Origin of the sequence: Streptomyces niphimycinicus, from assembly GCF_018883605.1 — a bacterium.
GTDB lineage: Bacteria > Actinomycetota > Actinomycetes > Streptomycetales > Streptomycetaceae > Streptomyces > Streptomyces niphimycinicus.
The window spans coordinates 19,911-30,953 of record NZ_JAHLEM010000237.1; the positions used below are offsets into that span (position 1 = coordinate 19,911).

14 protein-coding genes and 1 tRNA gene are annotated in these 11,043 nt (G+C 70.0%); 14 read left to right on the forward strand and 1 reads right to left on the reverse strand.

The window, feature by feature from the left end; genetic code table 11:
- Nucleotides 1-30 precede the first annotated feature (30 nt).
- From KN815_RS21840 to KN815_RS21885, 10 genes are all read left to right on the forward strand, one after another.
- Nucleotides 31-381: an SCO3933 family regulatory protein gene (locus KN815_RS21840; protein WP_044572293.1), complete on the forward strand. Its 351-nt coding sequence runs from the start codon at nt 31-33 to the stop codon at nt 379-381.
- A gap of 5 nt (nt 382-386) precedes the next feature.
- A complete protein-coding gene (locus tag KN815_RS21845; protein WP_216343635.1) occupies nt 387-1,763 on the forward strand; it encodes an FtsK/SpoIIIE domain-containing protein in 1,377 nt (458 codons plus the stop codon).
- A gap of 82 nt (nt 1,764-1,845) precedes the next feature.
- The gene (locus KN815_RS21850) at nt 1,846-2,055 is read left to right on the forward strand and encodes a hypothetical protein (protein ID WP_216343636.1); all 210 of its coding nucleotides are present in this window, start codon (nt 1,846-1,848) and stop codon (nt 2,053-2,055) included.
- Between the two features lie 22 nt (nt 2,056-2,077).
- Nucleotides 2,078-2,866: a DUF2637 domain-containing protein gene (locus KN815_RS21855; protein WP_216343637.1), complete on the forward strand. Its 789-nt coding sequence runs from the start codon at nt 2,078-2,080 to the stop codon at nt 2,864-2,866.
- 12 nt (nt 2,867-2,878) lie between these two features.
- The gene (locus tag KN815_RS21860; protein ID WP_037954184.1) at nt 2,879-3,064 is read left to right on the forward strand and encodes a mobile element transfer protein; all 186 of its coding nucleotides are present in this window, start codon (nt 2,879-2,881) and stop codon (nt 3,062-3,064) included.
- Between the two features lie 13 nt (nt 3,065-3,077).
- Nucleotides 3,078-3,272 (forward strand): hypothetical protein, encoded by a 195-nt coding sequence (locus KN815_RS21865; protein ID WP_216343638.1) that lies wholly within the window; start codon nt 3,078-3,080, stop codon nt 3,270-3,272.
- 24 nt (nt 3,273-3,296) lie between these two features.
- Nucleotides 3,297-3,593 (forward strand): hypothetical protein, encoded by a 297-nt coding sequence (locus KN815_RS21870; protein WP_216343639.1) that lies wholly within the window; start codon nt 3,297-3,299, stop codon nt 3,591-3,593.
- Nucleotides 3,594-3,758: 165 nt separating this feature from the next.
- A complete protein-coding gene (locus tag KN815_RS21875) occupies nt 3,759-5,048 on the forward strand; it encodes a replication initiator (protein WP_216343640.1) in 1,290 nt (429 codons plus the stop codon).
- On the forward strand, nt 5,041-5,277 hold the full coding sequence (locus KN815_RS21880) for an excisionase family DNA-binding protein (protein WP_099014235.1): 237 nt from the start codon (nt 5,041-5,043) through the stop codon (nt 5,275-5,277). Before KN815_RS21875 ends, KN815_RS21880 begins: the two co-directional genes overlap by 8 nt.
- 10 nt (nt 5,278-5,287) lie before the next feature.
- A complete protein-coding gene (locus KN815_RS21885; protein WP_216343641.1) occupies nt 5,288-6,526 on the forward strand; it encodes a tyrosine-type recombinase/integrase in 1,239 nt (412 codons plus the stop codon).
- A 79-nt stretch (nt 6,527-6,605) separates the two neighbouring features.
- Here the strand turns inward: KN815_RS21885 and KN815_RS21890 are convergent.
- A tRNA-Ser gene (locus KN815_RS21890) sits at nt 6,606-6,693 on the reverse strand.
- 468 nt (nt 6,694-7,161) lie between these two features.
- Between KN815_RS21890 and KN815_RS21895 the strand changes: the two genes are divergently transcribed.
- The 4 genes from KN815_RS21895 to KN815_RS21910 form a co-directional block, all read left to right on the forward strand.
- Nucleotides 7,162-7,836: a CDP-alcohol phosphatidyltransferase family protein gene (locus KN815_RS21895; RefSeq protein WP_216343642.1), complete on the forward strand. Its 675-nt coding sequence runs from the start codon at nt 7,162-7,164 to the stop codon at nt 7,834-7,836.
- Between the two features lie 41 nt (nt 7,837-7,877).
- Nucleotides 7,878-8,681 carry a phosphatidate cytidylyltransferase gene (locus KN815_RS21900; RefSeq protein ID WP_308403668.1) on the forward strand — a complete coding sequence of 268 codons (804 nt, stop codon included), beginning with the start codon at nt 7,878-7,880 and terminating at the stop codon, nt 8,679-8,681.
- Entirely contained in the window at nt 8,678-10,027 is a 1,350-nt protein-coding gene (locus KN815_RS21905) for a lysophospholipid acyltransferase family protein (protein ID WP_216343643.1), read from the forward strand. Before KN815_RS21900 ends, KN815_RS21905 begins: the two co-directional genes overlap by 4 nt.
- 115 nt (nt 10,028-10,142) lie before the next feature.
- A partial coding sequence (locus KN815_RS21910; protein ID WP_216343644.1) for an MFS transporter occupies nt 10,143-11,043 on the forward strand: 901 nt, incomplete at its 3' end.

Genomic DNA, 11,043 nt, shown 5'->3' on the forward strand with positions numbered 1-11,043 from the left:
GTGGGTTGAATGCGAGATGAGGAGAAGTAGTTGCGTTCCATCCGAGTTGAGACCTCCGGTGCCACGGTTCTGCTGACTGAGGCGCCGGAGCCGAAGGTGAAGGACCGGCAGACCGGCGAGATCGCCAAGGACGCGCAGAGCGGTGAAGTGCTGATGCGGCTTGGCGTCGTCTACATCGACGGCGGGGAGTCCTCGCTGCTTCAGGTGACTGTGCCGGAGAGCGGGGTCACGGAGGGGCTGGCCCTCGGTTCGCCGGTCACCCTTATCGGTCTGATCGCCCGGCCCTGGGACACCGTGTTCAACGGGCAGCAGCGGCACGGCATCGCCTTCCGCGCCGAGGCCATCGCCCCGGCCGCCATATCGGTCGGTGCGGGGGCCTGAGCCTGATGGCTGATGTGATGACGCTGATGGAGGTGGGTGGTCCGGTCGCCGCGACGGTTGGCGGGGCTGCCTACCTCCGGGTCCGGCACCCGGCCGCCTACTGGTCCACGGTCGGGATGCCCATTGCGACGGCCCGGCTGCTGGGGTCGTACGGGTCCGTGATGGACGCGTGTGGGCTGACCGTTCCGCCGTCCCGGTTGCGGGCCTGGGCGGTGCAGGCGTTCACGCATCGGGAGGTGCGGCCGGTGCCTCCTCGTCGGGGGCTGATCCGGCCTACGTCGACCGGGCTGCGGGTGCGGCTGCGGTTGGCGCCGGGGCAGGAACCGGCGGACGTGGCGGCGTCGGCCGAACGACTGCGGCATGCCTGGGGCGTGCACGGCGCCTACGTGGAGGAGATCAAACCGGGTGTGGTTGAGCTGCGGCTGATCGGCTTCGATGTGCTGCGGAAGGTGCGGATGCCTCGCAAGACCGGTGGCGGGTTCCTCAAGGTGCCGGTGGCGCTGCGGGAGGACGCGACGCCGTTCGTCCGGGACTACCGGGCCATCCCGCACCAACTGACGCTGGGCGCCACATTGTCGGGGAAGTCAATGTTCCTGCGGCACCTCATCGCCGGGCTCGCCCGGCAACCGGTTGCGCTGGTCGGGATCGACTGCAAGCGCGGTGTCGAGCTGGCGCCGTTCGCTCCACGACTGTCGGCGCTGGCTACCGATCCTGTGCAGGCCGCGGAACTGCTGCCTGTGCTGGTCGGGCTGATGGAGGACCGGTACGACCTGATCAAGGCCCGGCAGGGCATCGCGCCCAGCACTCCGGATGAGGAGATCACCTCTGACATCTGGGGCTTGCCGGAGGAGGAGCGGCCGGTGCCGGTGGTGCTGGTTGTGGACGAGGTGGCCGAACTCTTCCTCGTCGCCACCCGGAAGGACGAGGAGCGGCGGGACGAGATGGTCACCCAGCTCATCCGGCTCGCCCAACTCGGCCGCGCGGCAGGCATCTACCTGGAGGTCTGCGGACAGCGCTTCGGCGCCGAGCTGGGCAAGGGCGCGACCATGCTGCGGGCCCAGTTGACCGGCCGGGTCTGCCACCGCGTGAACGACGAAGCCTCCGCCAAGATGGCGCTCGGCGACATCGCCCCCGAAGCCGTTGGCGCAGCCTGCGCCATCGCTCCGGAGCGGCCCGGTCTCGCGGTAGCTGGCGACACTTCCGGCGGCTGGTCCCGTATCCGCACCCCGTATCTGTCGCTGGCTGAGGCGGCCGAAGCGTGCCGCGAGACCGCTCACCTCGTGCCGGACATGCCCGCGCTGGAGCCGTTCCGGCCTGACGTGCCGGCCGTCCCGGTGAGTGCTCCGACCTCGCTGCTCAAGCCGCTCCCGGCCACCGAGTAGCCACTCCTATCCAACGGTCGGCGCGACCGTACCCGCGCCGTGTCCCTACCCCCGCCATGCCTGAAACCGAAAGGGAGTCCCTGTGTCCCGTCCCACCATCTCCGAGGTCTCCGCGCTCCTGGCCGACCTGGCCGACTTCCGCACACGCGGGGCCGGGAGTAACGCCGAGTTGATGAACCGCAAAGCGGACCTGTTGGAGCGCATCGCCGCTGCCCAGCCCGATGACGCCCAGGCCACTGAGGTCGCCGCTGCCGCTCGCGCACGGGCCGACGAACTCACGGCGGGCGGCTGACCGAACCAAGGAGTCTCTACCCATGCGCGCTCATCTGGCGCGGATTGACGCGGTGTTGGTGCAAGCGGTCATCGCTGCCGCGCTGTCCTTCGCCCACCTGCATGACCTGGCCTCGGCGGCCGGACAGGAGGGGTGGAAGGCGTGGGCTTATCCGGTCTCGGTCGACCTGTTGCTTGTGGCTGCGTGGAAGCGGCTCCGGTCGGGGGCGTCCAAGGCGGCGGGCTGGTGCTGGTTCGTGGTCGCCCTTGTCGCGTCGCTTGGGGCGAACGTCGCCACCGCCGGACTGCTCGACCTGGCCGACGTACCGGCCTGGCTGCGCATCCTCGTCGCCGGATGGCCTGCTGTCGCCTTCCTCGGCGGGACCCTTCTTGCCCACACCGCACCGCCTTCAACCAGGGAAGGCGATGGTCAGGACGCGGGGCAGGAACGAGACCGGCGACCGCCCGCCATGAGGCGGACCCCCCGCGCAGAGCGGGAGGCTGGCGCGGTCGCCGATCCACTCGAAACCCACCGATTGACGCAGCCGGACTCCCAGCTACGTGATCAGAGGCAAGCCAACGATAGCGGCAAAGTCGACTCACCGCTCACGGAGCACTCCGATGAGCAACGCCGAGGTGCTGGAGTGGACTTGGCCTCATCGCCAGATGCTCCGTCACCGACGATCAACGTGCCTCCTGCCCTGGTAAACCACGCGCGCAAGCTCGCCGACGAACACCGTGCCCGTACCGGTTCGCCCATCGACACCGACACCCTGCGCGCCCGCCTCGGCGTCCCGGCAACGCTGGCTGACGCCATCGCCTCCCGCCTCTGACAGGAGTCCTCCATGCTCCGCCGCTTCCGCAACGTCGCCCGTATCGGCCCGGTGCGCGTCGGCACCGCCAACGATCAGCGGGGCCGGGTGAAGCACACCGCCGTGTGCACCGCTCCCCGCTGTGACTTCTCCGCCGACTACGACACCCGCGCTGCCGCCGAGCTCGCCGCTCGTACGCACCGCTGCCCCGTCCGCTGAAAGGAGATCGCCCGTGACCGTCAGCCTGCCCCTGGTCCTCGTCCTCGGTGCCGTTGCCTGGATCGCGATCAAGTTCATGGGCGTCCGCCTGTGGGTTGCCGTCTTGATCGCGCTGTTCGGCTTCTGGCTCGCCCATACCGGCATCGCGCCGTCCGTGGAGTCCGGTACGCGCTCCGGCGTCGACTCCGTCAACGACCAACACGACTAGACGAGTAGCTGAGAGGAGATCGCTGTGTTCCGTCCGAAGTACCCCGAAGCCCCCACGCCGTCGATCGTCCACGTGCCCACCGCCATCCCCACGGCCCAGAACAGTCACGCCCCGGCCTGTTCCTGCCAGCACGCCCACGCACCCGCTCCAGCTCGCCCGGCTGGGGCCCTGAGCGGGCTCAACGCGGGAACGGTCGGCGCCGTGGTCACGGTCGGCATCGTCCTGACGGCCCTGCTCGCCGCCGTCGCCGTAACGGCCGTCTCCGTCGCGGTGGCCGCCGTCGTCATGCGCTCGCTTCTGGCCAGCCAGCGCCGCCGCTGACCCCGCACGAACACGACTGCCGGGGCGGCCTCGATACCGCCAAGCATCCGCCGCCCCGGCAGCCCAACCCCTCCCGACCAAAGAGCCGAAAGAGGAGACCCCATCATCACCCGCACCACCCCGCCACCGCTGCCCGAACTCCGCAGCCTGGCAGCACTCGGCACCATGCCCGCCCTGCTCCGCCAGCTCTCCGGCCTCGGCGGCTGCACCAACCCCATCCGCCTCGACGGCCACCGCACCGAACACCACCTCAACCAGGACACCGGCGAGATCGGCCGCATCCTTCATCACCTGGACTCCACCGAACTGCCCGCCGGGCATCTCCTGGTCCGCTGCAACAACCGCCGCGTGACCCGCTGTCCGGCCTGCGCCGAGACCTACCGCCGCGACACCTTCCACCTGATCACCGCCGGACTACGCGGCGGCAAAGGCACCCCCGAGGAGGTCGCCACGCACCCGCGCGTCTTCGCCACCTTCACCGCCCCCAGCTTTGGGCCCGTCCACAACCGACCCACCGGCCCGGCCGGTGTCCGCCGTCCGTGCCGGTGCGGTGTCCACCACGACCAGGAGGGCGACGCGCTTGGTACTCCGCTCGATCCGGACCGGTACGACTACGAATCGGCGGTGCTCTGGAACGCTCACGCGGGTCTGCTGTGGCGGCGGTTCTCGATCTACCTGCGGCGGGAGGTCGCCAAGCGGGCCGGGCTCACACAACGGGCCTTCCGCGAGCACGCCCGGCTGTCCTTCGCCAAGGTCGCCGAGTACCAGAAACGCGGCGCCGTCCACTTCCACGCCGTCATCCGGCTCGACGGCCCGGAAGGGGGCGACACCCCGCCGCCAGCCTGGGCCACCACCGAACTGCTGACCGACGCGATCCGCGCTGCCGCAGCCAAAGCAGAGGTGAAAGGGCCGGTGATCGACGGCCGGGCCCACCGCTTCGCCTTCGGCGGCCAGCTCGACGTGCGGCCCATTCGCGGGCCCGAATTGGACGGCGGAACGGAACTGACCGATCGGGCGGTCGCCGCGTACATCGCCAAGTACGCCACCAAGGGCGCCGAAACCGCGACCGGGGCCCTCGACCGGCCGATACGGCTCATCGCCGAACTCGCCCAACTCGACGTCCCCGAGCACACCCGCCGCCTCATCCGTACCGCCTGGGCACTCGGCGCCCGCAAAGACCTCGAACACCTCCGGCTCCGTGCCTGGGCTCACATGCTCGGCTTCCAGGGCCACTTCTCCACCAAATCCCGCCGCTACTCCACCACCCTCGGCGCACTCCGCGACGCCCGCGCCGCCTGGCGACGCGCTCAAGCGGCCGACTCCGGCCCGGACGAGACCACGCTCGTCCTCGCCCACTGGGTCTACGCCGGAACCGGCCTCACCCCAGCCGAGGAATGGCTGACCGCCACTATCACCCCCGCCCCTGGAACGGAAGGAGAACCGACCCGTGGCTGAGTCCCGGTCCAATGTCGTCGTGTTGGAGACCGATGCCGACCCGTCCTTGGTGCTCTTGACCGTCGAGGAGGCGGCTCGGCGGCTTCGTATCGGGCGCACGACGTGCTTCCGGCTCGTCCTCGCCGGAGAGATCGAATCGGTGACGGTCGGGCGGCTGCGCCGGGTGCCTGCCGACGCCGTACCGGCCTACGTGGCCAAGCTGCGCAACCGATCCGCCGAAGCGGCATAAGGGGGAGGATATGGCAGAGGGGAAGCGCACCCGGCAGCCCAACGGCGCCTCGTCCATCTACCTCGGCAAGGATGGGAAATGGCACGGCCGGGTGACGGTCGGCGTTCGTGATGACGGTAGGCCCGACCGCCGTCATATCGAGCGCAAGACCAAGCCCGAGGTGACCAAGGCCGTTCGCGAGATGGAGCGGGCGCGCGATGAGAAGAAGCTCAGGAAGCCGGGCCAGAGCTGGACCGTCCAAGCCTGGCTGGAGCACTGGGTCGAGAACATCGCCAAGCCGTACGTCTCCGAGAATTCGTACGACGGGTATGAGGTCGATGTGCGGGTGCACCTGGTGCCGGGCCTCGGTGCCCACAAGCTCGATCGACTGGAGCCCGAGCACCTGGAACGCTTCTACCGGAAGATGCAGGAAGCCGGGAGCGCGGCCGGCACTGCTCACCACGTCCACCGGACGATCCGGGTCGCCCTCGGTGAGGCGGTGCGGCGCGGGCACATCCCCACCAACGTGGCCGAGATCGCCAAGGCCCCGCGCCTCGAAGAAGAGGACATCGAGCCGTACACGATCGAAGAGGTTCAAAGCCTGCTGGTGGAGGCGGCCAAGCTCCGCAACAGCGCTCGCTGGGTCGTCGCCCTGGCGCTCGGCCTCCGGCAAGGGGAAGCGCTCGGGCTGCATTGGGAAGACGTGGACCTGGACGCGGGGTACGTCCGCATCCGTAAGAACCGGCTGCGCCCCAAGTACGCGCACGGCTGCGGTGATGATCCGTGCGGGCGAAAGGCGGGCTACTGCCCTCAGCGCCAGCAGACCCGCCGCGAGCACAAGAGCACCAAGTCGCGTGCCGGACGGCGCACGGTCGGCCTGCCCGATCCGTTGATCAAGTTGCTTCGCCACCACCAGGAGGAGCAGGAGAGGGAGCGGGTCGAGGCTGGTGCCGACTGGGAGGACAAGGGATACGTCTTCGCTTCGCCAACCGGCGGGCCGCTGAGTCCGAACACCGACTATCACCTGTGGAAGCGGCTGCTTCGGGACGCGGGTGTGCGGGACGGACGGCTGCATGACGCTCGCCACACTGCCGCGACTGTTCTTCTCCTCCTGGGCGTCCCGGATGTCGTGGTGGACGCGATCATGGGTTGGGAGCCCGGGGGAGCGGCGCGGATGCGGGCCCGGTACATGCACGTGACGGGGCCGATGCTGCGGAAGGTCGCGCAACAAGTCGGAGGCGCGCTCTGGGAGCTGCCCGAAGCCGACTGAGACGGAAACTGAGACGGAGAACGCCGAAGGGCCCCACCGCGAGCGGTGGGGCCCTTCGACATCGTGCCCGGTGAGGCACTGGCGGAGGATACGAGATTCGAACTCGTGAGGGGTTGCCCCCAACACGCTTTCCAAGCGTGCGCCCTAGGCCTCTAGGCGAATCCTCCGCGGAACACTCTACCCCACTTGGAGGGGTGCGCTGACACGGTCGGTGGTGCGTACCGCGTGCTCTGTGGGGCACGCCACTTTATCGGTCGGGGGAGGGTCAATGTCCGGTGGAATCGAGATAAACCGGACGGGCGCTGTGGCTGATGGCCGGCGGGAGTGGCCTCGGGCTTACGTCCGGCGATCGTCGCCGGATGTGGGCTCGGAGGCGGGCGGATGGTTCGTCGCGGGGCGTTTTCGGGGAAAAGTGTGGGTCGTCCGGCCGAATCGGCCCCGCCGTCCATTCGGGGATATGTCGGGGGATCGGGCCGGTGCGGGTCGGGGAATCCGATGCAGAAGTGGGTATTCAGGATGTCTGTAAAGCGTGGGTCTGGTGTATTCACTAGCGCCGTAAGACGCGCCTCTGGTGCATTTACTAGCTTCGGGGATCGACGCTGTCCTTTTGTTCACCTGCTTGTTACGGTCTCGCCATGAATGGGCTGTACGCGCTCAAACCGTGGTTCGCCCGCCGATTAGCCCTGCTCCGGCGATGGTTGATCCGGAGCGGCGTCTCTCCGAATGCGGTCACCATTGCGGGAATACTCTGTGCAGGCGCTGCTGGGGCATCTTTTGCTGCGCTGCCCGCTCCCTGGGCCGTAGTTCCCGTGGTGGTATTTCTGACGGCTCGGTTGGCCTGCGCGAATCTCGACGGATCCATTGCCAGGGAAACCGGGAAACAGACCCGCCTGGGTTCGCTGCTCAATGAAATTGGTGATCGAGCGGCGGATCTCCTGGTGATTCTGGGATTTCTGCCGCACGCATCGCCTTCGCTCGTGCTCGGGGCGCTGCTGGCCAGTTCGGCGCCGTCCTGGATCTCCATCGCCGGGGCCGCGGCCGGGGTGCGGAGAATCAACGGCGGTCCGATGGGGAAGACCGAGCGCTGCCTGGTTATCGCGGTCGCCGCGGCGTCCGGGTGGTATGCGCCCGCCGCGGTGGTGATGGTGGTCGGTTCCGTGGTGACCGCTGGTGTGCGGTTGTTTCAGGTCGTGGCGCTCTGCAACCACCGTGACGGCGAAGGCGGTCATGACGGCGAGAGCGGTCATGTCGGCGAGAGCGGTCGTGTCGGCGAGGATCGTGACCACGGTCCTCTGAGCGGTCGGCTGTGACCCCCTTCGCGGGTCCGCTTCCGCCGGAGATGGCGCGGGCCGTGCCGCTTCTCGCCGGGACGCTCACGGTGAGCGGCCTCGCCCTTCTCTTCGTCCGCAACGTCGAACTGCGCCGCCGCTGGCGGACCTGGTGCGTCACCGCACTGGTCGTCTGCGGGACGCTGGGCTTCGGCGCACCCGGAGCCGCGCTGTTCGCGGCCGGGCTCGCGGTGGTGGGCTCCGCCGAGTACGTGCGCCTGGTGGGCCTGCGCCGCGCTGATGGCGCCGTACTGCTGGGTGCCGGGGTGCTTCTGCCCCTCATCGCCTGGCTGCGACCCGGGGTGCTCACGCTGCCCATGGCCGGCGTCCTGCTCTGCGCCGCCGCGCTGCCGCCTCTGGTGGGCCAGGACGCGGCCCATGGCGCCGACCGCACGGCCAGGACCACCTTCGGCCTCATCTGGCTGCCCGTTGCCCTCACCGGACTGGTGTGCCTGGAGGACCTCGCCATCGCGATCTGCGTCAGCGTGGCCTTCGCGGACGTGGGCGGCTGGTGCGGCGGGCGGGCATTGGGCCGCTCCGGACCCCTGAGCCGTCCGCTCTCCGCGCTCTCACCGGCCAAGACCTGGGGCGGAGTTGTGGGCTCCGCCGCCTTGTCCGGTCTGGCGCTGTGGGCCATGGACGCCTGGACCCCGTTGCGTTGGCTTGCCGTGCTGTGCGGTTGCGCACTGGGCGACCTGCTCGAATCCATGATCAAACGAGGTGCTGGGGTGAAGGACGCGGGCCGTTGGCTGCCCGGTTTCGGGGGGCTCCTGGATCGCATCGACTCACTTCTCGTGACCCTTCTGCTGTTGGGAGCCATGCCATGACGAAGGACGCGGCGACCGGGTCGTTATCCGCGGTGCGGAACGATACGCAGGGCGATGCGCGGTCCGAGGGCGATGCGCGGTCCGAGGGGGATACGCGGTCCGAGGGGGATACGCGGTCCGACGGCGATACGCGGCCCGAGCGGCTCGTCGGCGGCGAAGCGGAGGCCCCCGGGCGGCGAGCGCGGCCCGCGTTCCGACTTCTGCTGGCGGCCTGGCTGCGTCGGCGGTTCTGGCGGACCGTCCTCCTCCTCACCGGTGGTCTCACCGTCAAGGGGAAGCTGCCGAAGGGCGGTTGTGTGGTGGTGGCCAACCACTCCTCGCACGCGGACACGGCGGTGCTCCTCGCCGCACTCGGCGTCGCCCGTGCTCCCCGGGTGGCGGCAGCCGCCGACTACTGGTTCCGGAACCGGGTGCGCCGCCTGGTGTGTTCGGTCCTGGCCGCCGCGTTTCCCGTACGCCGCCACGGTGGCGGCTACTCCGACCTCCAGGCCATCGCCGGTCCCATGCTGCGCGCCGGACACGCGGTCGTCGTCTTTCCCGAAGGCACCCGTGGAGCGGGCCGCGTGGGCACGTTCCGCCGGGGTGCGGTCGACCTGGCCGTCTCCAACGGTGTGCCGGTGGTGCCCGTTGCCCTGTCCGGCACCGCGGAACTGCTGCCCAAACGTGGACGGTTGCGTCCGCACGCCGTGCGGGTGCGGATCGGGCGGCCGCTGAGGGACCCCGACGCCGATACCGCCCGCACGGCGGTCCTCGAACTTCTGGCCGAGTGCAGGCCCCGGGACAGCCGGGTCCGGAGCCGGATCGCCCGGCTGGCGGTGTCCTGGAAGGGCCTGGCTCTGGTCGCCGCCTGGTCCTTCACCGAGGCGCTGAGCTGGCCGCTGCTGCCGGAGCTCATGCTCGCCGTCCTGTGCGTCGCCGCGCCCAGGGCGGGGCTGCGGCTGACCGTGAGCGCCGCCGTGGCCAGCGTCGCCGGAGGTCTGGTCGCGCTCGCCCTGTACTCCGGGACTTCCGTCGACCTGCCCCAGCCCCTGACCACCGCCCGCATGCACACCACGGCGCAGAAGGAGATCGGCTCGGAGGGTGCCCGCGCGGTACGGCACCAGCCCGCCAGCGGCATCCCCTACAAGGTGTACGCGGCCGAGGCGGGGCGCGCCGGGGTCCCCGCGGGCGAGTGGGTGCTGCGCTCCACGGCCGCCCGGGGGCAGCGCATCGTCGGCATCGGCCTCGTGCTCACGCTGATCGGCGTGCTCACCCAGCGCTGGCGGCGTTTCTTCCCGCAGTACCTGATCTTCGTGGGGGTGGCCTTCACCGCGTTGTTCACGCTGGTCATCAGCTCGTGGCGGTGACCCGTAGCCCCGTCGGACGGTCACCGCGCCCCCTGCCGGCGCGGGGTGCGCGGGCCGCCGGACCCGACAGCCGTGTGAGGACGACCCCGACAGCCGTATGAGGAGCCGCGCGCCGATGTCCATCCCGCCCATCCCGCCCATCCCGTCCACCCCGCCCATCCCGTCCACCCCGCAAGCGACGACCCCGGTCGCCTCCGCCCCGTCGGTACCGGACGGAGATGCCCGCCGCATCCTGGCGCTGACCAGTCTCGGTGTGTTCATCGTCTTCCTCGACACCACGATCGTGAATGTCGCCTTCGACACGATCAGTACCAGTTTCGATGCCGGTATCACCCGCCTGGTGTGGGTCCTCAACGCCTACACCCTGGTCTTCGCCGCGTTCCTGATCCCGGCCGGGCAACTGGCCGACGCCTACGGCCGCAAGCGCCTGTTCCAGATCGGTCTCATGGGCTTCGCGGTCAGCAGTGCCCTGTGCGGTCTCGCCCCCGGGCTCGGCGTCCTCATCGCCGCACGGGCGGCCCAAGGTGTCTTCGGTGCCATCATCGTTCCGGCCTCATTGGCGCTTCTCCTGCCCGCCTTTCCCCTGGAGCGCCGGGCCACGGCGATCAGCACCTGGGGTGCCATGGCGGCCGTCGCCACCGCGATCGGCCCGACCCTGGGCGCGCTCCTGATCGAATACACCACCTGGCGCTGGGTCTTCCTGCTCAACGTCCCCGTCTGCCTGCTCACCGCGGTCTGGGGTGCCCGCCTGCTGACCGAGACCCGCGGCTCCCGGGACGGAGGCTTGCCCGACCCCCTTGGTGTCGCCATGAGCGCCGCCGCGCCCGCCTTGCTCAGCTTCGCCGTCATCTACGGCCCGCACCTGGGCTGGGACGACCCGCGTGTCCTGGCGACCGCGGTGGCCGGGGTCGTCCTGATCCCGGTGCTGATCCGCCGGTCCCGGTACGCCGCGCGACCGGCACTCGACCTGAGCCTGTTCCGGATTCGCAACTTCCAGGCGTCCAACGTGGCCACAC